This window comes from Acidobacteriota bacterium, from assembly GCA_040756905.1.
Lineage (GTDB): Bacteria > Acidobacteriota > Aminicenantia > JBFLYD01 > JBFLYD01 > JBFLYD01.
Genome location: JBFLYD010000047.1, coordinates 15321 through 38826, shown reverse-complemented (window position 1 = coordinate 38826; position 23506 = coordinate 15321). Strand labels below are relative to the sequence as shown.

Here is a 23506-nt window from a genome sequence, read left to right as displayed (position 1 = left end):
AATGGCAGGATATAGAAATCGCCTTATTCATTTCTATTCTGAAATTACTACGGAGGAAATGCATAAAATTATTTGCGAGCACTTAGATGACTTTGGGAAGTTCAATGAATTTATAAAAAAAGTGTTAAAATTTCCTGGGAAATATAAATTAAAAATCGAATAAAATAATTTAATTAAAAAAGTAGTGAAGGACTATATTATGAAGAATAACGAAAGAGAAAGAATTTTTAAAACAAAGGCTCTGAGGCGCAAAGAACTTGCAAAACTTCCTTCGTCTTGGAGAAGATGGGTGATTGAAAGCATAGAGGAGAAGACAGATGAGGGAATCTAAGCAATATAACTATGAAATTCCAATTGTGGTCTTTTGCCAAATTCCTCAAGGAAAACTTGATGCATTAGCTAACCTGATAAAAGAGCTTTCATCAGCTCCCTATATCTTTCATTTAAAAGAACATTTAGAAGGAATACTAATTGTTCCCGATAACTTAATTAAACCTACTGTCCACGAAATTGCAAAGACTTTCTTAAAGAAATACTCTTACTTATCTGATCCCACACCTCCAAAAGCAATTGCAATTCCAGTAGAATACGAATCGAATTTGTTATGTTTTATAGTGATGAGTGAAAGTCTATTACAATCAGTTGATGAGAATAATTACCATACATTAGACTTTGTCATGGCAGTTCTGGAAGGACTACTCTATGTTCAGATATACGTCATCGCCTGGAAAGATCGGGGTTACCTTTATCCAAAAACCCTTGCATCTTCTTTTGAAACCGACCTGTTTTTGCTGAGTTCTCTTATCCATGACGAATATATTGTGTGTAAAGTGTTGGCTTTAATCCTTGCTACAGATCGACTGGTAGAAACCGAAGAGAGAAAGATAATTGGGATAATTCGTTCTAAAGAACCCATTGCCCTTATACTCGATGCCTCAGCTATAGAATTAGCTCAAATTATAGCTAGAACCCTGAGAGACAAAATACAACAACCTTGGTCCATGTTAATGAGATGTATCTGGCGACATATGTTTAAACCTCTTGCAAGGATATCAGGTTATGATATAAACCTTGATCTCTCTAAATCCACAAATAAACCTAATGATAGTTGCTTCTATCGAGATTATATAGCCAAATACTGGGATAAGATTCAGGAAGAATTAGAAAGTTATTATAATAGGGGATTAAATGGAAATGAGTCGGTTTTAAATAAAATTAGTAAAATCATTGAAGAATTCCTCAGAGAGGTTGGGATCACCCATAGTGATATAGACAAAAGAGAATACGAGGTGAAATTCAATAAGCGTTTTTTTGACTTCATAAAGACTCTAATCGGCCAAATCCACTAATAGACTATTCACGGAAAATCTCAAAGGGTTGACAATTTAAATCTTTCTCTTCCTTAAGGGGCTGATTTTTATAAAAAGATAAACTTTTAAAATATTTGTCCTTTTAGGAAAATTGACATAATAAATAATTATTTTTATATTTTAAACAATAAAATGGAAAAAACAATAAAAATTATTAATGAAATGGAAAAAATTGATAAAGTAATTTTAAAAAGAGCATGAAATATGATGAAAAAACAGATAGGTATTAAAAATCTTGAAGCACAGGCTAAAAAATTAATCAATTTAGTAGATTACCAGGATGATTCTGTAGTGAGCAGGGAGATAATAAACAGAAAGACAGGAACAGTAACTTTGTTTGCTTTCGATAAAGGACAGGGATTGAGTGAACATACAGCTCCATTTGATGCTCTTGCTTATCTTCTTGAGGGTGAAGCGAAAATTACAATATCTGGAAAATCTATTTGGTTAAAAGAGGGTGAGATGGTCATAATGCCAGCCAATAAGCCCCATGCCTTAAAGGCAGTGGAAAAATTTAAGATGATTTTAATAATGATAAGGTCTTAAAGCGAGAAAAGTGAAAGGAGCTTTGTAAAGAGGGAGGAGGCCAAATTAATATGGAAAAAATGATATCTAGAATTAAGATAGAGTGCATTCAGGGAGATATAGCATCGCAGGGAAATTTTACTGCTGTTGTGAATGCGGCAAATGCTGAGCTTCGAAGAGGAGGAGGTGTTGCTGGTGCGATTCATCGAGCAGCTGGACCTGGATTGGAAGAGGAGTGTCGTCCATTAGCACCCATTAAGCCAGGAGAGGCTGTTATCACAGGAGGTCACAATCTTCCCAATCGATATGTGATTCATTGTTTAGGACCTGTTTATGGAGTGGATAAACCATCTGATAAGCTTTTAGCTAATTGCTATCGGAATGCGCTGAAATTAGCTGAGGAATACAAAATAGATTCAATTGCCTTTCCAGCTATATCTACTGGAGTTTTTGGCTATCCTATAGAAGAAGCAGCAGAAGTTGCATTTAAAACCATTATAGAGGTTGTCCCAAATTTAAAATATGTGAAAAGGATTCGATTTGTGCTTTATAGCGACAAGGACCTTGAGATTCATGAAAGAGTTTTTGCGAAATTTCAACCCTGAATGGGAAAACATCCCTAATGATTGTAAAAACATGAAAAATATCCAGATATTTGAAGAGTCAGCTCAAGAGTATGATGAATGGTTTGATGAAAACAAGTTTGTCTATGAGTCAGAGGTTCTGGCTTTAAGAAAATTTATTCCAAAAAAGGGTTATGGTTTAGAAGTAGGAGTAGGTACTGGAAGATTTGCAGTTAAGCTTGGTATTCAAGTTGGAGTTGAGCCGGCAAAAGCGATGGCAGGTATAGCAAGAAAACGTGGAATAAAAGTTTATGAAGCAAGAGCAGAAAAGCTCCCTTTTGATAATGAATCTTTCAATTTTGTACTGATTGTAACAACGATATGTTTTCTCGATAGCCCTATTAAGGCACTAAAGGAAGTAAAAAGAATTCTTAAGCCAGGAGGAAATATTATAATCGGAATGATTGATAGGGATAGCCCTCTTGGTAAGATTTATAAATCAAAAAAGAATAACAGCAAGTTTTATCGATATGCCCATTTTTACTCTGTTAATCAGGTCTTAGATTGGTTTAAAAGATTAAAATACAAGAACATCAGAATTTGCCAGACAATCTTCAGGGACCCAAAAGAGGTAGTTGCTGTTGAGCCTATAAAAGATGGTTATAGCGAAGGAGGTTTTGTTGTATTTTCTGGTCAAAAAGAAATAGAATCATGAAAATGTTAGGAAGAAAATAGATTATGGATGACTTATTTATTGACGAAAGAAAATTGTTAAAATTGCTTGAGGAGATGATCAGGATTGATTCGGTAAATCCTTCCCTTGTTAAAGGTGGAAAAGGAGAGTCGAAAATTGCCCATTACATAGGAAACCTTTTAGAAGAAATTGGCCTTGAAGTAAAATTTCAAGAAATTAGGCCTGATAGAGTAAATGTTATCGGTATGCTTAGAGGAAATGGCAACGGAAAATCTCTTATGTTGAATGGACATACTGATACAGTGAGCACAGATAAAATGGATATTGAACCACTAACTCCAAAATATGACGAAGGTAAAGTATATGGAAGAGGAAGCCTTGATATGAAGAGTGGCTTATCAGCAATGATTATGGCAGCAGATGCAATCGTTAAATCTGGGCTCCCATTAAAAGGAGATGTAATTCTTGCATTTGTGGCTGATGAAGAGTATGCAAGTATAGGAACAGAAGAGTTGATAAAGGAGTATTCTGCAGATGCTGCTATTGTATGTGAACCAACAAGTTTAGAAATATGTATTGCCCACAAGGGGTTTGCATGGACTAAAGTTGAAGTATTTGGGAAAGCAGCTCATGGCAGTAGACCAGATGAAGGTATCGATGCAATTGTGAATGCAGGAAAAATATTATTTGAAGTGGATGAGTTAGCTTGTACCATTTTCCCCCAGAAAAAACATCCATTGCTTGGTTCACCCTCAATCCATGCCTCTTTAATTAGTGGGGGGACTGAGCTGAGCATTTACCCTGATTGTTGTAAAATTGAATTGGAAAGGAGAACAATACCAGGAGAGAATTATGGAACTGTAGTAGATGAGGTGAAAGACCTAATAGATAAGATTTCAAGGAAAGATGAAAAATTTAAAGCTAATTTTGAGGTATTTTTTCATCGACCTCCTTATGAAATACCTAAAAATGAATTAATAGTTAGGTCATTGGAAAAAGCATATGAAAGTGTCTTAAAAAAAGAACCGAAACACAAAGGACTGAGTTTCTGGACAGATTCAGCAATTTTAAAAGAAGCAGGGATTCCAGCAGTTATCTTTGGTCCGAGCGGTGAAGGACTGCATGCTTCAGTCGAGTATGTTGATTTTGACTCTGTTATTGAGACTGCGAGGGTTTTAGCCAGAGTGATTGTAGATTTTTGCAATTCTTAAAGTTTTAATTTTATGAGTACAAAAAATATCAAAATATTTAACAAATTAGTTCAGGAATATGATGAGAGGAGATAAATTTATGAAAAAACTTATTTTAATCTTTTCTTTGTTTTTTGTATTTATACCAGGAAGTGTCCTGATCGCTCAGGAACATTACAAGCTTCCTCCAAAAGAAGTAATACGTATTCTTGATGCACCTCCTCCTCCAATTGCATTGATGAGCCCAAATGGAAATTCAATGTTATTAGCTGAATATGAAGCTATGCCTTCTATTGCTTATCTTGCCCAGCCTATGTTAAGGCTTGCTGGTATTAGAATTACACCTAAAAATAACAGCCTTCAGCAGATGACTTTCTATACCGGATTTACACTAAAAGGATTAAAAGATGGATCTACTAAGCGTATTTCCACTCCGAATGGAGCTAAATTAGGTTTTCCTCAATGGTCTTATGACGACCGATGGATTGCTTTTCTTAGATATAAGGAGAATGGCGTTGAATTGTGGTTAGCTGATACAAAATCAGGAGAAGCAAAGTCAATCACAGCTCTTAACATTAATGCTATTTTGAACAGTGGCTTCCAATGGATGCCTGATAATCGCCATTTACTTGTTAATATGGTTTTAGAAAATAGAGGAAACCCACCAGAGGCTCCTTCAGTTCCAGTGGGTCCAAAGGTTCAGGAGGTATCTGGTAAATTTTCAAAAGTTTGGACTTTCCAGGACCTTCTAAGTGACCCTTATGATGAAGCTTTGTTTGATTATTACACAACTTCTCAAATTGTGGAAATAGATATCCTCTCTGGAAACAACCGTAAAGTTGGCTCACCAGGAATATACATGGATGTAACTCCATCGCCTGATGGAAATTTCCTTCTTGTTTATAGAATAAAAAGACCTTACTCCTATAGTGTCCCTTATTACTACTTCGCACATTCTTTAGAAATATGGGACAGAAAAGGAGAAATAGTGCATATCATCGCAGATCTTCCTTTAGCAGATGAAGTTCCAATAAGAGGGGTTCCTACTGGTCCCAGGTCAATCGATTGGAGACCCCTTAAACCTGCCACTCTTACCTGGGTTGAAGCTTTAGATGGAGGTGATCCAGAAAAAGAAGTTCCACACAGGGATAAACTGATGACATTATCTTCTCCTTTTAAGGATGAATCAGAGGAAATAATGAGAATTAAACATAGATATTCAGGAATTTCATGGCTCGAATCTGAAGGAATGTCTTTCATTACAGAATTCGATTGGAAGAGAAATTGGCGCATAACTTATTTAATAAATGTTGAAAATCCTGACGTAGCCCCAAAAAAGGTTTTCGACCTGAGCATTCACGATAGTTACAACGACCCGGGTTTCCCTGTTTCAAAAACTACAAAATTCGGAGAAAGTGTGTTACTCCAGGATAAAGATTGGATTTATCTTTCTGGAAGGGGTGCCTCTCCAGAAGGAGATAGACCTTTTCTGGATAGAATGAACATTAAAACCATGAAAAAAGAGCGTCTTTATCAATCTGGAGAAAATTACTATGAAACATTTTTTGCCTTTGTTAGAGATTCACGCTTTCAGATAATAACGAGCTATGAGTCTAAAACCGAACCTCCAAATTATTATCTTGTAAATTTGAAGACAAAAAAACGGCAAGCTATAACTGATTTTAAAGACCCTGCTCCGGAGCTTACGGGAATGAAAAAACAATTAGTAAAATACAAGAGAGAGGATGGAGTTGAGCTTTCAGGGACCCTTTATCTTCCACCAAATTATAAAGAAGGAGAAAGGCTTCCTCTTGTTGTTTGGGCTTATCCTCTTGAATATAGCGACCCGAAAGTTGCTGGACAGGTAAGAGGTTCTCCTAACAGGTTTACCTTTTTCAGGGGGACATCCCAGCTATTCTTTGTAACGCAAGAATATGCAGTTCTGGATGGAGCTCAAATGCCTGTTGTTGGTGACCCAAAAACCATGAATAATACTTTTGTAGAACAGATTGTAGCAAGCGCAAAAACAGCAATAGACAAGCTGGATTCAATGGGCATAATAGACCCAAAACGTGTGGGTGTGGGTGGACATAGCTACGGAGCTTTCATGACGGCTGACCTTTTAGCACATTGCGACCTTTTTGCAGCTGGTATTGCAAGAAGCGGTGCATACAACAGAACTTTGACTCCTTTTGGTTTTCAGAATGAAAGAAGAACTCTCTGGGAAGTTCCTGATGTATATTTCAAACTGTCTCCATTCATGCATGCCCATAAAATTAATGAGCCTATTCTTCTAATCCATGGTGAAGCTGACAATAACTCTGGAACATTTCCAATTCAATCCGAAAGACTCTTTCATGCTTTAAAAGGGCATGGGGCTACTGCTCGATTGATCATGCTTCCCCATGAAAGCCATGGTTACAGAGCAAGGGAGTCAACCCTTCATGTTCTGGCAGAGATGTTCGAGTGGTTCGACAAGTATGTTAAGAATAAAAAATGAATAAAAACTTCACTGACAAAATAGAGCAGTTTATAACAGAAATGCCTAAGGTAGAACTTCATCTGCATCTGGAAGGAGCTATCCCTTTGGAGATGCTATTTAATCTTATTCAGAGGGAAGGGAAAGACCCATCAATTAAGAGCCTCGACGATTTGCGCAGGAAACTCACTTACACTGATTTTGCACACTTTATCGAGGTATGGACCTGGAAGAATACTTTCATCAAAGAAGAAAGAGACTTTGAAGAAATATCCTATCAAATGCTAAACAGTCTTAGCAAACAAAATGTGAAGTACGTTGAGGCTTTCTATTCTCCAGGTGATTATTGGAGGCAAAATCTCTCTACACAAGGAATTACAGAATACCTGATAAAGGGTAGGGAGAAAGCATATCATGATTTTGGTATTAGATGTGAGTTAATTATAGACCTTATAAGGGATCATGGTCCTGAGATAGGAATGCAACGTTTGGAAGAAGTTACGCCTTATTTGGGCAAGGGGGTTATCGGAATTGGTCTTGGCGGAAGTGAACAAGATTTTCCTGTTGACCCTTATGCCTTTGTTTACAAAGAGGCGAAGCGACGGGGCTTTAGACTCACTGCTCATGCTGGTGAAGTGGTAGGAGCACAATCTATATGGAATGCTATTAAGAAATTGGGAGTTGAACGAATTGGACATGGTGTGAGGGTTTATGAGGATTTCCAACTCATGTCTCTGCTCAAGGAAAGACAAATTCCATTGGAAATGTGTGTGTTAAGTAATGTGAAAACTGGAATATGCGCGTCTGTGGATGTCCATCCAATAAGAAAGTATTTTGAAGATGGACTAATGGTGACTGTGAATTCTGATGATCCCACTATGTTCAATACATCCCTTACTCAAGAATATTTGTTGTTAGCTCAAAAACTCAACTTTACATTAGAAGAGATAAAACGTCTTATTATCAATGGCATTGAAGCTTCCTTTATGTCAAGTCAAGATAAAGAGATAATGAAATCTCAATTTGAAAAAGAATGGGAAGAACTATATAAAGAAATGGAGTAGGTTCCCTTGAAGACATTGGTGTTTTATATACTTTGTGCTAAAAAATATATGTTAAACCCGAATTATGCAAACCTATGTCAAAGCCCTTGTAGGGCAGGGCTTTAGCCCTGCATCTTTGGTGAATCAAAGCAAGGCTAAAGCCTTGCCCTACGGTAATCTGCAAATAATCTTGCGTAATTCGGGTTAAAAAGAATTCAAATCAAATAATTTAAATAAAAAATTCAAATAGAAATTCTTAAAATAAAATAAATTTTACCTAATACAAACGCATTAAATAATTTGTAGGGCAACCCTTCAGGGTTGCTTAACAAAAGGCTAAAGTCATGCCCTCCAGGTCAATTTATTTAATTTGTTTATGTTAAATGTTTATAATAGGGAGTTTTTCTATTCTCTGGGAAAGGGGTTCTGCTCCTTTTGAAGTAACAACAAAGTCATCCTCGATTCTTACTCCAAATTCCCCTGGAATGTAAACACCAGGCTCAATTGTAATTGTTGTTCCCTCAGGTAAAGGTAGTTTATTACCTTTTACAAGATAGGGATGTTCATGTCCATCCAATCCAAGTCCATGGCCAAGTCTATGGATGAAGTATTTTCCATACCCTTTTTTATCGATTACTTCTCTCGCAGCTCTGTCAACATCCTCACAGGGAACCCCAGTTTTTGCTGCTTTCATCCCTGCTTCCTGAGCCCTTAGAACAGTTTCCCAAACTTCGATGAATTTCTGAGAGGGTTTTCCGAAGAAATATGTTCTTGTTATGTCAGAAACATAATCAGCAACTCTATCCCCTTTATCGATAAGAATTACCATATTTTTTTCAAGTTTTTTCGTTCCATCATACCCATGAGGGATTGAAGAGTTTTCACCGAACTGAACAAGACCTCCTCCTAAAATTCTCTGGAGTTCATTTTCTGTCATTCCAGGATAAATTTTTTTCATTCCTTCTTCGAGTTTATTTAAAGTTATAGAGGAAGCTCTTCGTAAAGCTTCGATTTCATCTGGTTCCTTAACCATTCTCAGAATATTGATAATCTCTTCTCCATTCAGTATTTCCTTATCGGGAAGAGCTTTTTTGATCCCTTCCTCAGTTATCACTCTCATAGTTGGGTCAACTCCAATTTTTTTAGAGCCTGATGATTTTGATATGAACTCGCTCAATTTCTCGAAAGGATTTTCATGCTCTTCCCAGAGAATGAAGTTTTTTATAAGTGGTTGACGGTTGAACCTTCTCAGTTCAAAGGATGGGCAAAGAATGTAGGGCTCTTTATCAATCGAAAGAATCAAAAGCTCTGTTCTTTCACTGTACCATGTTCTTAAAGAAGTGAAATAATAAAAATTTGTTCCTGGAGATATAAGGAGATGGGAAAATCCATTTTCTTTCATTTTCTCTCTTGCTCTTTTAATTCTTTTAGAGAAAGATTCTATTGGAATAGTAAAGGGTCTCTCTTCAAACTCATAAGGAATCGGGAGAGAGAAAATGTATCTTCTGGAAATAAAAAATGGTAATGGAGTTGATACAACTAATTTTTTAATAAAACTTCTTCTTGAATTTTTCATTTACCCTCTCTTTCTTAATTATAAATTTTAATGCTTCCTTAATATTTTTCTCTAAAAAGTTTCCCCCATTTTGTAGGTTCTATCCTGGCTCTCTGGAGCCTTTTTCCTTTGAGTGGCCACCAGATAAAATCATGATATACATAGGAGCCAAAGACAAATAAATAAACTAAAGGGGTCTGGAAAAGTAATTTCTGGAATATTTTAAGGGGGCTGAACCAGAATAAGTCTCCAAATTTACTGGCAAAATTATCTCCTACTTCAAAACCAAAGTTTATTTCTTTAATATCCTCACCCAGTATTTCTATCTCTTCCATTCTTCCTTTACCCAGTCCATCTTCATGAGCTATTCTGATGTATGGGATGCTCATCGGATCAAATCCCATCATCTTTGAAGATACTGCATCAATTGCAACGCTGTCTGAGCTGGCTAAGATATAATCTTTTTCCTCAGGGATCATAGTCCTGGGGCCAGGACCATTTCCGCAAATAGTTCCATCCATTACTGTAAATATGCCAGAATGAATTTCTTTCTGAATTGCAAGAAGGTCCACAAGAGTTTCGTGAATATGGGAGTGGGTGTAATGTCTTTTTGTATTAAGAAGACCACCAAATGCATTTTTCATTGAGCCTGTGGTTGTAGAATAAATATGAGCTTTAACTGTTGGAAGATGGACTATGTTTTTGTCTACAAAATATTCTGGAATAAAGATTCCTTTTTTGTAAATTTTATCAAGAATTCGCATTTTTGATTTTGGTTCATATACGATCCATTTTATATCCTCTGGAATAAAGTTATATTTTTCTTCAATTCCATATTTTTTATATAAGGGGTCAAGTTTATTTAATATCGAACCTTTTACTGGATCTGTAACCACCGTGTTATTGTGAACTGTAACAATACTCTTATATCCTGCTTTTTTTAAGGCAAGGATGACACCCTCAAGTTGCCAGGGAGTTGTATTAGCGCTTAAAAAAGGCATATGCCATGAAATGTTATCCTTCAGAATCGTTGGGTTTTCTTTTTTTAGATGAATTTCAAATTCTGTAAGTTTCATGGCTTTTTCTATATCAGAAAGGACAGTTTCTGGGTTTGTTTTTAATACCACAACTTTAGAAGTTTTCATTTTTTTATTTTATGTATAAAACAATTCCAACTGTTATTCCATAAAGTATTATGTTTATAATAGTTGGTTTATCATTTACAAGGATATTTTCAGGGCTTCCTCCCTCTTCCTTCTGATACAGGAGATAGAGGTATCTGAAGATTCCATAGATAACGAATGGAATCGAGAATTTGAGGTTTGTTGTTCCAAACTTTCTTACAGTTTCCTCAGAAAGAGTATAGAGAGAATAAGCAAGAATTGTTGAAGCTGAGACAATTATTATCATCTGGTCGAGGAGTTTAATGTTGTAATCTTTGAGAGATTTTCTGTGATTCAGAGCTTCTTCTCCCAAAAGGTTAAGCTCGCTTCTTCTCTTTCCAAGGGCGATAAACAATGAAAGGAAAATCGTGCAGAGAAGAAGCCATGATGAAACTGGAACTGAAATCACAAGAGCACCTGCTACAACTCTTATTAAAAAACCAGCTGCGATTGAGAATACATCCAAAATTGCAAGATGTTTTAGAAGAAAAGAATATAAAATCTGAAGAATTAAATATGAAATTAATGAGATGCCAAAATACAAATTCAACAAAAAAGATATATAACCTGTTAAGATTAAGATAAAGATTGATACAATCAATGCTGAGTATTTATTTAATCTTCCAGATGCAATAGGTCTTTTTGATTTTATCGGATGTTTTATATCTTTTTTTAAATCTATGAGGTCGTTAATTATGTAAAAACTTCCTGAAAAAAGGGAGAAGATTATAAAAGAGAGGATACTTTTAATCAAATGGTCGTAAACAAAAAAGGTCTGAGAGAAGATTAAAGCAGCAAAAATAGCGATATTTTTTGCCCACTGCTTCGGTCTCATTGATATTAGAATTAAATAAAAAACGTTATCTTTCATTAATTATAATCCAATTAGCTTCATTTTTATAAAGCTTTTCATACCATAAATCTATAAGCTAATCAATTCGAAGAAAAAAAGAAGAAAAAAGAGGTTGAAGAAAATTGATTTAAGGAATAAAATATAGAATCATGGATAATATAGTTTTAAAAGGAGTAGCCCAGCACAATCTCAAGAAGATTGATCTTACCCTTCCTCGGAACAAATTTATCGTGATTACAGGACCGAGCGGTTCTGGAAAATCTTCCCTTGCCTTTGATACATTATGGGCTGAAGGACAGAGAAGATACATCGAATGTCTTTCAACATACGCAAGGCAGTTCATTGAAAATCTGCAAAAGCCTGAGTATGAGACAATCGAAGGCCTTTCCCCTTCAATTGCAATAGACCAGAAGACTATTTCTCATAATCCCCGTTCCACAGTTGGAACAGTAACTGAAATCAATGATCTTCTGAGACTTCTTTTCTCAAGGATTGGTATTCCCCATTGTCCTGAATGCAGAAGAGAGATTGCAAAGAATACAGTTTCTCAGATTATTGAAATTGTGAAGTCAAAATTTTATGGAAAAAAGATAAAAATACTTTCCCCGGTAATCAAGGCAAAGAAAGGAGAATATCATGTACTGCTTCAAAGAATTCAAAAAAAAGGATTTATTAGAGCGAGAATAGATGGAAAGATTTATGACCTTGCTGAAAATATTCATCTTGAGAAGACAAAGAAACATAACATTGAAATCCTTGTTGATGAATTGACTCTTTCTGGAGTGAGAGAAGGAAGGTTTATGGAATCTTTAAAGTCAGCCATAGACCTCTCAGGAGGAACATGCGTTGTAATGGATGAAACGAACAATGAATCTTTTTATTCAACCAAGCTTTTCTGTCCCTATTGTGAGATAAGCCTTCCTGAGTTAGAACCAAGAAGTTTTTCCTTTAACAGTCCTTTCGGCGCATGTAAGAGATGTAATGGAATAGGATGGCTTACGGATTTTGATGAATGGGGGGATATGATATTGACCGATGAACTTTGTCCTGAATGCAGGGGTAAAAGATTGAGAGAAGAAAGTCTTGCTGTTACAATTAACGATAAAAATATACATTATTTTTCGACTCTTCCAATAACATTTCTAAGAAAAAAGTTATTAGAATTAGAGTTGAATTCAAAAGAGAAGTTAATTGGAAGTAGGATACTTCAGGAAATAGACTCAAGACTTGAAGTTATGGTTGAAATGGGACTTGGTTATCTTGATTTAAACAGAACTGCGGTTTCATTGTCAGGAGGAGAAGCCCAGAGAGTAAGGCTTGCCTCTCAAATAAGTTCTGGATTGAGAGGAATCTTATATGTGCTGGATGAGCCGAGCATTGGACTTCATTCAAAGGATAATTCAAAACTTCTTTATTTCCTAAAAAAAGTAAAAGAAAATGGAAACACTGTAATTGTAGTTGAACACGATGAGGAAACAATCAGATATGCAGATTATATTGTGGACCTTGGTCCAGGAGCCGGAGAGAAAGGAGGGTATGTGATAGCGATAGGCAGTCTTGAAAATATAACTGAATGTCCTAATTCATTAACAGGAGCTTATTTAAAAGGCGAAAAATTTATTCCAATTCCAGAAAAGAGAAGAAAGCCCAGAGGATTTCTTTTAATAGAGGGCGCTTCAGAACATAATTTGAAAAATATAGATGTCAGAATTCCCTTGGGGGTTATGGTTTCAATAACAGGCGTTTCGGGCTCAGGGAAGAGCACTCTTGTGTGTGATATTCTATACAAAGCTTTATCCAGGATTATTTATCATGCAAAAGAAAGACCTGGAAAGTATAAAAGAATAGTAGGAATGGAAGCAGTAGATAAAGTTGTTAATGTTGATCAGAAAGCAATCGGGAGAACTCCGAGGTCAAACCCTGCGACTTATACAGAGATTTTTTCGACAATAAGAAAGCTTTTTTCTTTTGTCCCTGAAGCAAGAATAAGAGGGTACAGAGAAGGAAGGTTTAGTTTTAACGTAAAAGGAGGAAGATGCGAGGAATGCAGGGGAGCTGGGGTAAAAAAAATAGAGATGAATTTTTTACCCGATGTTTATGTGACATGTGATAGATGTAATGGAAGAAGATATAACCGGGAGACATTAGAAATAAGATACAAAGGCAAGAATATTTATGAAGTACTTGAGATGACCATAGATGAAGCTTTTGAGTTTTTTAAGAACATTCCATTTTTAAGAAGAAGGCTCGAGGTTCTGAAAGGAGTTGGACTTGGCTATATAAAACTCGGGCAGTCTGCAACAACATTATCAGGGGGAGAGGCTCAAAGAATTAAATTATCCAAGGAATTGGGAAGGAAAGGAACTGGGAAAACTATATATATTCTTGATGAACCTACAACTGGACTGCATTTCGATGATATAAAAAAATTACTTAATGTCCTCTTTCAACTTGTAGAAAATGGAAATACAGTTATAATAATTGAACATAATTTAGAAATAGTAAAATCATCAGACTGGGTAATTGATCTGGGTCCAGAAGGAGGAGATGAAGGAGGATATATCATAGCAGAAGGAACTCCAGAAGATATTGTTAAAAATGGAAAGTCTTACACAGGAATTGCTTTAAAGAGAGTAATGGTGAAGAAACATGGGATTCAATGAAATTCCAGGAAATGAAATTATAAAGAAAATATTGAGGAATTCTCTGAGAGAGGAGAGACTTCCCCATTCAATTATGTTTTATGGCTCTTCAGTGAGAAATCTGGTGGCAAAAGTTCTTTCAAAAGCTCTAAATTGTGAAGTTCAAGGGGATGATAGTTGTGAGAACTGTAGGAATTGCAGACTTATTGAAAAAGATGTTCACCCTGATATCATAACTCTTAAGCCAGAAGGAACTTTCATAAAGATAGATCAGATCAGATTTTTAATCGAAATCTCGTATCTAAAACCTATGATTGGGAGGCAAAGGGTATTTATAATCTCAAATGCAGAAAATCTCAATGAGGAATCCTCAAATGCCCTTCTGAAGGTTCTCGAAGAGCCCTCTTCTTTTACAAAAATTATTCTCCTTTCTGAGAATCCCGTTTCGGTAATTCCAACTATTCAGTCACGATGTTTTAAATTCTTTATTTCAAAGTTGAAAAAAGAAGAATGGCTTAAATTTATGAAGGTTAAAAATTATTCTGAAGATGAAACGAAACTTTTATATCAGATATTTGAAGGAGATATAGAGGAAGCATTAAATGTTGACCTCGGATTTTTTAAAGAAAGAAGGAATAAGGTTTTTGAAATAATAAAGTCTATGATATACAAAGAAAATATTATAGAATATATAAATGAAATGAACAATATGATTGTAAAAAATAAAAAATCAGAATCAAGAGAAGAATTTAAAGATTTATTGAAAATTGTGTCTATTTTTTTTAGAGATATTATCTATTTGAATGATTCAAAATCTGATGATTTACTGATAAACAATGATTTTAAAAATGAACTACTGGATTTGAAAGTCAAATTGAAAAACAAAAACCTTTTTGATTATATTGACCGAATAGAAGAGATGATATCTGCAATTTCAAAAAATGTAAATCTGGATTTAGCTTTGAATTCCTTTATAGGGATGTTCTTAGAGGGAGAAAAAGAGTATGTCTGAGATAGTGTGTGTTAAATTGTTGGGCTCAAAAAAAATTATGAGATGTCGATGGGAAGGAGAAGAAATAAAAGAAGGGGAGAAAGTTATTGTTCCGAATGATCTTGGAGGAGAATTAGCTCAGGTAGTAAATGACTGTCCCTATTGGAAAGATCATTTAAGCAACAAAACCGGAATTAACACCCTTTCAAAGAAAGCTAATGAAGAAGACTTAGAAACTCTTTCAAGAAAAAGTGCCGACGAGGAAAAAGCTTTTAAGTTCTGTCTTGAAAGAATAAAAGTAAGAGAACTTCCTATGAAATTAATAAAGGTGATTTTTTTTCTAAATGAGAAAAAAGGGATTTTTTACTTTACCGCTGATGGAAGAATTGATTTTAGAGAACTTGTAAAAGATCTGGCAAAAGAATTTAAGATGAGAATAGAAATGAGACAGATAGGCGTGAGAGATGAAGCAAAGATGTTAGGTGGACTGGGGGTTTGTGGAAGAGTTCTTTGCTGTCATTCTTTTATCAGAAATTTTGAGCCAATTCCAATTCAAAAAGCAAAAGATCAAAACATAAACATAAATCCTATGAAGATTTCTGGACTATGCGGAAGATTGATGTGTTGCCTTGCCTTTGAAGAAGAAGGTGGGAGAATCTATGTTCAGGAAGAAGAATTAGTTCAGGAAGATAAGCTTGAGGAATAAATAATAAAAATAAAGTTTAAGGAATAAGGAAAATTCTCATATCACCAACATTAGTAAAGGTTTTTCCTGTGATGATTAAATTTCCAGAGTTCTTGAAAAAATTATAAGAATCATTATTTGATAAAAATTTTTCAGGGTTCAATCTTTTCTTCTTGATTGCTTTCCATGTTTTGTGGTCTATCCAGGCTCCGGCTGCATCAGTAGGCCCATCAATTCCATCTGTTCCTATGCTCATGCAAAGAAATTCTCCTTGTAATTCCTTTAGTTCATTTAATAAGGCTAATATAAATTCCTGATTCCTTCCACCTTTGCCTTTTCCTTTAACAGTTACAGTAAGCTCTCCTCCTGAAATGATGCAGGCTGGCTTTTTAACAGGATTATCAGAATAAACAATTTCTTTTATGATTGCTCCGTATAATTTCGCAACTTCCTTCGCCTCACCTCTATCTGAAGAAGTTAATATAGATGAATTGAATTTATGTTTTATGGCTTCTTCATTTGCAGCTTTAAGGGCATCTAAGTTTTTTCCAATTATAAAATTGTAAATATTATCAAAGATCTTATTTCCTTTCTTCGGAGTCTCTTTCAATTTTCCTTGTTTTCCTTTTTCAAAAATTTTTCTTATTTTTTCTGGAAGAAGTTCTAAAAGTTTATGCTTTTTAAAAATTTTCCAGCAATCTTTCCAGGTCGATGAGTCAGCAACAAGAGGACCTGAGCCTATCGAATCAATCCTGTTTTCTATAACATCTGAAAGGATTAAATTAAAAACTCTGACTGGGTATAGATACCTTGCAAGTTTTCCACCCTTGAATTTGCTAACATGCTTTCTAATTGCATTAATTTCATTTATATCAGCTCCTGATTCTAAAAGAGATCTTGTTAAATTAGCTTTTTCTTCAATAGAAATTCCATGGTCAGGATAAGCCATTAGCGATGATGCTCCTCCTGAGAGAAGAAAAAAAACAAGGTCATTTTTTCTTATATTGCTTTTAATAAATTTTTCCATCTCTAAAGCTGCGTAAAGACTTTTTCCATCAGGAACAGGGTGAGAGCCTTTTTCGATTGTAATTTTTGGAGAAAAGGATTTTATTTTTTCTGATCTGATTAAAAATCCACCAGTTATTCTTTCATTTAGAATCTCTGTTAACCCTTTTGCCATCGGAATTGATGCTTTTCCAGCTCCTAATATCCAGATATTTTTAAATGAGTTTAGAGGAAATTGACTTTCTTTAATTATTAGATTTCCTTTCTTTATTACAATTTTTTTCTTTATGAGAAACTCAGGGTTTATAGCTTTTAAAGATTCTTTAAGAATAGCTTTTGCAATTGTTAACAGTTCTAATGTCGTGTCACCTAAACATCCTTTTTTATTCTTCTTTGACACGACACTTTCCCTCTAACATGTTTTATTTGTTTATCCTTGGAAGGATAATGCCTGTCTGTTTTTGATATTTCCCTTTTCTATCAGCATAGGATATTTCGCAATCCTCTTCCGATTCAAAAAACAGGACCTGGCAGATTCCTTCATTTGCATATATTTTAGCTGGAAGGGGAGTTGTGTTTGATATCTCCAGAGTTGCATATCCTTCCCATTCTGATTCGAATGGAGTCACATTAACTATTATTCCACATCGCGCATAGGTGGATTTTCCAACGCAAATTGTTGTTACATTTCTTGGAATTCTCAGATATTCCACTGTTCTTGCAAGGGCAAAAGAGTTTGGTGGTATTATGCATACATCTCCTTTGAAATTAACAAAAGACCTCTCATCAAAATTTTTTGGATCAACAACTGTGGAATTTATATTTGTGAATACTTTAAATTCATCAGCCACTCTCAGGTCATATCCATAAGATGAAACTCCGTATGAAATCACTCCTTTTGTTATCTGTTTCTCCTCAAAAGGCTCTATCATCTTTCTCTCAATGGCCATTTTTTTTATCCATTTATCAGGTTTAAGCATACCTTCCTCCTGAATTTCAATTATATCTAAACAGATTTCATCGGTTAGTTCAACTAAAGAGATGATAAATTTAATTCTCGATAATTAATAAATATTTTTCCCTCTCCAGGTAATTTTTCAAACTTATGGTTTTATTTATGTTTTTAAATACATTTTATAAGAATATAATATTTTACTGATGGTTTTAAAAATTATATGGGAAATTTAAACAATAAAAATGATTGGAAATAATAAAAGAGATGAAATTAAAAATTATATTCCGCCAACTCCTTTAAATTTTTTTACCAAATTTTATGATATTGGATGTATTCTGATGGGACTTGGTAAAAAATTCAGATTTTTTATTGTTCAGAATTTAAAACTTTCAGGAAAAGAAAGAATTCTTGATGCTGGCTGTGGAACTGGAACATTGCTTCTTATTTTAAAAAAAATTTATCCTTCAATTACTGCGGAGGGACTTGATCCGGATTCAAATGTGTTGAATATCGCTAAGAAAAAATTTGAGAAAAACGGCATTAATATTACATTGTATTGTTCTAAAATGGATAATATGCCTTTTGAAGATAATTCATTCGATGTTCTTGTTTCATCACTGGCATTTCATCATATAAAAAAAGAAGAGAGGATGCCCTCTCTTGGAGAGTGTTTAAGAATTTTAAAACCTCGAGGGAAGATGTTGCTTATTGATTTTGGACCACCAGATTCAAACTTTTTTAATCGTATCTTGTCCATACTTATGGGCTTTTTTGAACTCATTGAAGATGGAAAGAAGGGAAGAATTCCATTACTTATGAAAGAGGCAGAGTTTTCAGAAGTAAAACATACAGCAAAATATCTTCATAATATAGCATTTTATGAAGGTTATAAATTTTAATTTAAAATTTTGCTTATTGTTTTTTTATCGAGAATTTTCAATTCGTATTGTTTTGATCGTAGGAACATATTCCGAGTCCACCTTTTCTCGGATTTTTATCCATCGTGAATTTGTAATTTTTAATGGATTTTTTGATAATAGATAACTTTCGCTATCTATTTAAATTTCTATAGGATTATTATCAGACCTTTTTTCTATAAAATTAAAATTATCTAAACTTTCAGATTCGGTCAGAGATGTGGCAACTATTTTCCCATTAAGAAAAAATATTATTTCTGAATTAATCATTGATTTTAATTCAATTGTAGTCTGATTGTTGATCAAAAACCCTATTATCAACCCGACGGCAAATCTGAATTGAGTAGAGAATGGCACTGTCACTATTTCATATAATTTATCGTTGAATGACCAGAGAAATGTCCCTTGAAATAACAGATGAACTTTTGTATTCTTCATTAAGTTTAAAATAATTCTCTCTTGCATAAGAGATTCCTAAATTTAATCCAATGACATCCCTCTTTCTCAATTCATTGTAATTGATGTAAAATATAATTATGGGTGTGCCTCCTGATTTGTCCACCTGAAAAAGTTTTTCAAGTTGATTTTCATAAGCGTCTGTTTTATATTTAAGAAGAATCGAATAACTCGAATTATGATTAAAAAAATATTTTTTATCTTAGTTTTCATTATAATTCTTAAGTTTAATTCATTTGCTGACTGGAAAACTGATTTATCTTCCTATTTTGACATTAGAAAAGATTATAAGGGTGCGGTAGATTATCTCAAAAGCAACTTTGGTGCCTCTGAGGAAATCTCTTTACCAATCTTTACTGGCTTACTTGCCTTCTCTTACAACAAACTCAACAATAAAAATGAAGAATATAAATGGCTCTCAGAATACTTTGAAAATTATCGAGGAAGGGACACTATATTCAGCTTTCTGGGAGAGATCACCTATGAAGAAATAGCCAGTTATTTAAAACTTTGGAAAGGGAAATACCCCTTGGTTACTGGGGTAGCTTTTATAAAAGAAGACTCAACCAATGAATTTACCCCACCTTCTAAATTAAAAATCGGTGTCAACATAAGAAATGAGGCATATTATAAATTTTCTGACAAGGAGAAAACAATTCAAGCAGGGCTTTTTGGAAAAGGGCTTAATCTTCTCGGTTTAGAGCTTCTTCCTTTATTAGAGAAATCAGGATTATATGCTTATTTTTTAGATTTGAAAACCGATGATTTAATTTTGAAAAAGGAAGTTGGAATTGATATTAAATTAGACTCTGACGAAGTTGTAAAGAGATCAAAGGTAAAAATCAATAACAATGAATTCGCAGTGTCAATGTTGACCGGAAACAAATTATTTGTTTCCAAAAAAGGAGCTCCTGAAAAATTCTTTTCAATAGACATTAAGAAACTCCTCGAGCCTCTTCCTCCAGGATATAGAGCTTATACTCCAAATGCACCACAGAGCGATTACAGAATGCGAGGTATTACGATTGATCTTATTAAAGTTTACAACTTAATTAAAAAGTATAAAGATAAGGAAAAGACCGAGAAAATATCAGCAGAACTCAAGAAAATCTCTCAAATCGAAATAACTTTTAAAAAAAATATGGAAGGAGTCGAAAAAGAAGTAAGAGCTGTAATCTCACTGAAGATGAGAAATCTAAGTTCAAGCTGTGTAAAGCCATAATCACACCCAAAGAATATGAATATCACCTTTATGTCCAATCTCTTAAGGTCACAAGAAGTTCCTGCCTCTTCTCCTTTGTTGCCCTTATATATCTTCTGATTACACTGCTTTTCTTTATCCCATATCCTTCAAGAAATCTCTCCGCTACCCCTTTGTTCTTAGTCGCGGCTTATAGATGGGAGCTTTCTTATCTTCATAATATACATAATCAGGTTGCTCTCCTCACCAATAGCTATCCCGATGAGGATTTTTGCTGTGTTTTGGCCCTGCCTTCTTCTCTGCCTCGCATTCAATTACTGTAAGCATTAGAGCAAGACCTGTCTCCTCTGCTATCCTCTCAATCTCATACCTTGAGCCTGAAAGAGGATATCTCTTGAACATGATGGAATTATCTGATAAAAATTTTAGGAAGGTTAAAAATTGGAGAGATATCACGAAAACTTAATCCATTATATGTTTTCAAGAGGATGATTGATTATTTTGAAAATGGCTCTATTCCCCGATGTCGAATTGGAGAGAGGTTTTTTAATGTGAATCCGGATGAGTCACTCTCTCCATGCGGATTAATAATAAAAAATTATAAAACTCAAAAGGAGCTCAGAGAAGAGTTCTCCCGGAAAAATAATTGCATCTATTGTTATACAAGTATTCGTGCAAATTCAGAAAAACCAGCCTGGTATTTATTAAAGGACAATATAAATATAATTTGATAATCTAAAAAGCATATATTAAATGTCTGAGAAAATAAAGAATAATAAGGTTTTAACTACCTTTACCGATGAAAAGAGGAAGAGGGTTAGTTTATCCATAAGAACACTTATATTTGCTCTTGAAATATCTCTGATTATTATTCTTCTTATATGGTGGTTGAGTTCTGAGGAAATCAAAAAAAGCAGGGATTTACTGGTATTCTTTTTTTACAGTTTTCCTGCTGAATTTTTAATAGCTCTGGTACCCCATGAGCCTGTTATTATCTATTTTGGTAAATTTTATTCTTCTTTAACCGTTGCTCTTGTAGGGATAGCAGGAACTTCTCTTGCAGAAATTTTAAACTATTCAATCTTTAAATTTGTTGCAGAAGACCTCAAACCTTTTAAGAAAATTACATCAAGAAATAAAGTTATTATCAAGATTATAGATATGTTTTATAAAGCTCCTTTTCTCGCCCTTTTTATTGCAGGGATCACACCCATTCCTTTTTATCCTTTTCGCTTCCTTGTTGTGCTTGCTCGTTATCCTCTGGCGAAATACATTATGGCAATAATACTTTCCAGAACACCCCGGTTTTATATTCTGGCGTTTTTTGGCTATGCTATTAAAATTCCGGATTTTCTTTTAATTGTTTTATTTGTATTTCTTATTATTGCAGCTAACGTTTCCCTTTTAAAAAATTTTTTGAAAAATAAGCAAAAGGTATGATCGGCTCAGAAAGGACAAATTATTTTAGGCTCTGAGAGATTTATCCAAGGTCTCAGTAAGTATCTGGCCCTTTATTTTAGGGCGTAAACTCTATTTTTGCCCAATTTTTTTGCCTTGTACATTGCCCGATCAGTTCTTTTGAGAAAATTCTCCATGTCCTCTTCCTTATAAGAAGTAACCCCAAAACTTCCGGTTATCCTCATGAAAGAGCCATTTTTCTTCCTAAGATTGACCTTTTGAGTTAAGTTCTCTTCTATTATTTTTCTTAGTCTTTCTCCTGCGACCAGAGCTTCATCAATGCCTGTCTCTGGAAGTATAATCATAAATTCTTCTCCGCCATATCTTGCAGCAATGTCAATTTCATTGCTTCTCATTGTTACGGCTTCATCCCATCCTCTGATATTTTTTATAATCAATCCAGCAGCTGATTTTAGGACTGTATCTCCTTTAAGATGGCCATAAATGTCATTGATGAGCTTGAAATCATCAAGATCGATTAAGATAAGAGATAGAGGGTGATTGTATCTTTTTGATCGAGCTATCTCACTGGATAGCTTTTTATAAAAATAGCGGTAATTGTAAAGTCCTGTCAATGGATCAGTAACAGCCATTTTCTCCATTTCTGAATAGATCTTTGAATTGTGAATGGCAACAGCAATCTGAGAAGTTAGAATTGAGAGCACCCGAATGTCATCTTCATCGAAGGCATTTTTTCTTTTGCTCTCAATTGTTAGAACTCCTAAAATTTCATCTCTAAAGAGAATGGGCAAGGCGATCTCAGATTGAATTCCTTCTATTCCTGATGGAATATAGTTGTCATATCGAGGAATCTCACCGATATTGATAATTTTTTTAAGCTTAGCACATTTCCCCGTTATTCCCTTACCTATGGGAATCTTTAATCTCATTATTTCCTCAGGAAATTCCGTAATTGCTTTTACAATAAGATTCTCCCCTTCTAAAAGAAGAATAGCACAGGAATCATAATGGAGAGTATCTTTGGTCTCCTGAACTATCCCGGATAAAAGCTCATCCAGATTCATTATGGAAACAAGTTGAATTCCAATATTCTGAACAAGCTCTAATTGAGTGTGGACCTGAGCATTATGAATGGCTCCAGCCAACTGATTGCTTAAGATTTTAAGAATTCTGACATCTTTTCCGTTATATGCATTTTTCTTGATGCTTTCTGTGTTTAAGACTCCAAGGACATTCTCTTTATAAATGATGGGAACCGCTAACTCTGATTGAAAACTCTCCTCTCCCAGGTGGATATAAAACTTGCATTTAGAAAGGTCTGAGATTAACAGTTCCTTTTCCAATGTGGCACATCGACCAGTTACTCCCTGACCAATGGGAATCCTTTTTCCGATGATATCCTCGGGAAAATCTGTAACAGCACGAATGATTAAGTCATCCCCCTGTTTAAGAAGAATGGAACAGTAAGAGTAATGAAGGGTCTCTTTTATTTGATTTACAATAAGTTGAAGAAGCTTATTTAAGTCAAGCTCTGAGGTAATTTGTAGTCCAATTTTGTGAATCAACTCCATTTCATGGAGAAGCTCGAGCTCCATTTTCTTTTTTTTAGGAATATTTTTCATGGCTAAACTCCCCACTCTTTTTAATTTTATTCAATAGAAAAAAATTGTATTGTATATGACCACTAATGTCAAATTATAAATATATCGCTCAGAAAATGGTTGACCTCTTTAACCTTGCTACTCGGAGAATAATAAATTAATTTCTACTATAAAAAACTTTACTTACTTACAGATTATA

The 23506-nt window shown here is 34.5% G+C and carries 23 protein-coding genes; 15 read left to right on the top strand and 8 right to left on the bottom strand.

Annotated elements, in window-relative coordinates; translation table 11 throughout:
- Nucleotide 1 precedes the first annotated feature (1 nt).
- The 9 genes from AB1410_08180 (at nt 2) to add (ending at nt 7885) form a co-directional block, all read left to right on the top strand.
- Nucleotides 2–163 carry a HepT-like ribonuclease domain-containing protein gene (locus AB1410_08180; protein ID MEW6456670.1) on the top strand — a complete coding sequence of 54 codons (162 nt, stop codon included), beginning with the start codon at nt 2–4 and terminating at the stop codon, nt 161–163.
- A 36-nt stretch (nt 164–199) separates the two neighbouring features.
- Nucleotides 200–331: a hypothetical protein gene (locus AB1410_08175; protein ID MEW6456669.1), complete on the top strand. Its 132-nt coding sequence runs from the start codon at nt 200–202 to the stop codon at nt 329–331.
- Nucleotides 318–1349, top strand: a complete 1032-nt coding sequence (locus tag AB1410_08170; GenBank protein MEW6456668.1) for a hypothetical protein — start codon at nt 318–320, stop codon at nt 1347–1349. Before AB1410_08175 ends, AB1410_08170 begins: the two co-directional genes overlap by 14 nt.
- Before the next feature lie 228 nt (nt 1350–1577).
- Nucleotides 1578–1916 carry a cupin domain-containing protein gene (locus AB1410_08165; GenBank protein MEW6456667.1) on the top strand — a complete coding sequence of 113 codons (339 nt, stop codon included), beginning with the start codon at nt 1578–1580 and terminating at the stop codon, nt 1914–1916.
- A gap of 50 nt (nt 1917–1966) precedes the next feature.
- On the top strand, nt 1967–2500 hold the full coding sequence (locus tag AB1410_08160; GenBank protein MEW6456666.1) for a macro domain-containing protein: 534 nt from the start codon (nt 1967–1969) through the stop codon (nt 2498–2500).
- Nucleotides 2469–3173, top strand: coding sequence for a class I SAM-dependent methyltransferase (locus AB1410_08155; GenBank protein MEW6456665.1), 705 nt, complete (start codon nt 2469–2471; stop codon nt 3171–3173). The genes AB1410_08160 and AB1410_08155 overlap by 32 nt, the downstream gene beginning before the upstream one ends.
- A gap of 23 nt (nt 3174–3196) precedes the next feature.
- A complete protein-coding gene (locus tag AB1410_08150) occupies nt 3197–4363 on the top strand; it encodes an ArgE/DapE family deacylase (GenBank protein MEW6456664.1) in 1167 nt (388 codons plus the stop codon).
- Between the two features lie 79 nt (nt 4364–4442).
- Entirely contained in the window at nt 4443–6842 is a 2400-nt protein-coding gene (locus AB1410_08145; protein ID MEW6456663.1) for a prolyl oligopeptidase family serine peptidase, read from the top strand.
- The gene (add, locus tag AB1410_08140; protein ID MEW6456662.1) at nt 6839–7885 is read left to right on the top strand and encodes an adenosine deaminase; all 1047 of its coding nucleotides are present in this window, start codon (nt 6839–6841) and stop codon (nt 7883–7885) included. Before AB1410_08145 ends, add begins: the two co-directional genes overlap by 4 nt.
- Before the next feature lie 358 nt (nt 7886–8243).
- Here add and AB1410_08135 read toward each other — a convergent pair whose 3' ends face one another.
- The 3 genes from AB1410_08135 to AB1410_08125 are packed head-to-tail and all read right to left on the bottom strand — an operon-like array spanning nt 8244 to nt 11453.
- Nucleotides 8244–9440: a Xaa-Pro peptidase family protein gene (locus AB1410_08135; protein ID MEW6456661.1), complete on the bottom strand. Its 1197-nt coding sequence runs from the start codon at nt 9438–9440 to the stop codon at nt 8244–8246.
- 38 nt (nt 9441–9478) lie between these two features.
- Nucleotides 9479–10564, bottom strand: coding sequence for a DUF362 domain-containing protein (locus tag AB1410_08130; protein MEW6456660.1), 1086 nt, complete (start codon nt 10562–10564; stop codon nt 9479–9481).
- 4 nt (nt 10565–10568) lie between these two features.
- The gene (locus tag AB1410_08125) at nt 10569–11453 is read right to left on the bottom strand and encodes a decaprenyl-phosphate phosphoribosyltransferase (protein MEW6456659.1); all 885 of its coding nucleotides are present in this window, start codon (nt 11451–11453) and stop codon (nt 10569–10571) included.
- Nucleotides 11454–11584: 131 nt separating this feature from the next.
- Between AB1410_08125 and uvrA the strand changes: the two genes are divergently transcribed.
- The 3 genes from uvrA to ricT are packed head-to-tail and all read left to right on the top strand — an operon-like array spanning nt 11585 to nt 15774.
- Nucleotides 11585–14098: an excinuclease ABC subunit UvrA gene (gene uvrA, locus AB1410_08120; protein MEW6456658.1), complete on the top strand. Its 2514-nt coding sequence runs from the start codon at nt 11585–11587 to the stop codon at nt 14096–14098.
- Nucleotides 14085–15089 carry a hypothetical protein gene (locus AB1410_08115; GenBank protein ID MEW6456657.1) on the top strand — a complete coding sequence of 335 codons (1005 nt, stop codon included), beginning with the start codon at nt 14085–14087 and terminating at the stop codon, nt 15087–15089. The genes uvrA and AB1410_08115 overlap by 14 nt, the downstream gene beginning before the upstream one ends.
- Nucleotides 15082–15774 (top strand): regulatory iron-sulfur-containing complex subunit RicT, encoded by a 693-nt coding sequence (gene ricT, locus AB1410_08110; protein ID MEW6456656.1) that lies wholly within the window; start codon nt 15082–15084, stop codon nt 15772–15774. The genes AB1410_08115 and ricT overlap by 8 nt, the downstream gene beginning before the upstream one ends.
- 16 nt (nt 15775–15790) lie before the next feature.
- On the opposite strand, the gene AB1410_08105 is transcribed toward ricT, so the two are convergent.
- Both AB1410_08105 and dcd read right to left on the bottom strand, forming a co-directional pair.
- Nucleotides 15791–17158 carry a glycerate kinase gene (locus AB1410_08105; GenBank protein MEW6456655.1) on the bottom strand — a complete coding sequence of 456 codons (1368 nt, stop codon included), beginning with the start codon at nt 17156–17158 and terminating at the stop codon, nt 15791–15793.
- Nucleotides 17159–17180: 22 nt separating this feature from the next.
- The gene (gene dcd / locus AB1410_08100) at nt 17181–17738 is read right to left on the bottom strand and encodes a dCTP deaminase (GenBank protein ID MEW6456654.1); all 558 of its coding nucleotides are present in this window, start codon (nt 17736–17738) and stop codon (nt 17181–17183) included.
- 217 nt (nt 17739–17955) lie between these two features.
- Between dcd and AB1410_08095 the strand changes: the two genes are divergently transcribed.
- Complete coding sequence (locus tag AB1410_08095) at nt 17956–18612, top strand: methyltransferase domain-containing protein (protein ID MEW6456653.1); 657 nt, start codon at nt 17956–17958, stop codon at nt 18610–18612.
- 159 nt (nt 18613–18771) lie between these two features.
- Here the strand turns inward: AB1410_08095 and AB1410_08090 are convergent, their stop codons facing one another.
- Complete coding sequence (locus AB1410_08090) at nt 18772–19095, bottom strand: hypothetical protein (protein ID MEW6456652.1); 324 nt, start codon at nt 19093–19095, stop codon at nt 18772–18774.
- 169 nt (nt 19096–19264) lie between these two features.
- Here AB1410_08090 and AB1410_08085 point away from each other — a divergent pair, with 169 nt between their 5' ends.
- A complete protein-coding gene (locus AB1410_08085) occupies nt 19265–20308 on the top strand; it encodes a hypothetical protein (protein MEW6456651.1) in 1044 nt (347 codons plus the stop codon).
- A 222-nt stretch (nt 20309–20530) separates the two neighbouring features.
- Here AB1410_08085 and AB1410_08080 read toward each other — a convergent pair whose 3' ends face one another.
- The gene (locus tag AB1410_08080; protein MEW6456650.1) at nt 20531–20689 is read right to left on the bottom strand and encodes a hypothetical protein; all 159 of its coding nucleotides are present in this window, start codon (nt 20687–20689) and stop codon (nt 20531–20533) included.
- 351 nt (nt 20690–21040) lie between these two features.
- Here AB1410_08080 and AB1410_08075 point away from each other — a divergent pair, with 351 nt between their 5' ends.
- Nucleotides 21041–21727, top strand: coding sequence for a VTT domain-containing protein (locus AB1410_08075; protein ID MEW6456649.1), 687 nt, complete (start codon nt 21041–21043; stop codon nt 21725–21727).
- A 71-nt stretch (nt 21728–21798) separates the two neighbouring features.
- On the opposite strand, the gene AB1410_08070 is transcribed toward AB1410_08075, so the two are convergent.
- The gene (locus tag AB1410_08070; GenBank protein MEW6456648.1) at nt 21799–23328 is read right to left on the bottom strand and encodes a sensor domain-containing diguanylate cyclase; all 1530 of its coding nucleotides are present in this window, start codon (nt 23326–23328) and stop codon (nt 21799–21801) included.
- Between the last annotated feature and the right edge of the window lie 178 nt (nt 23329–23506).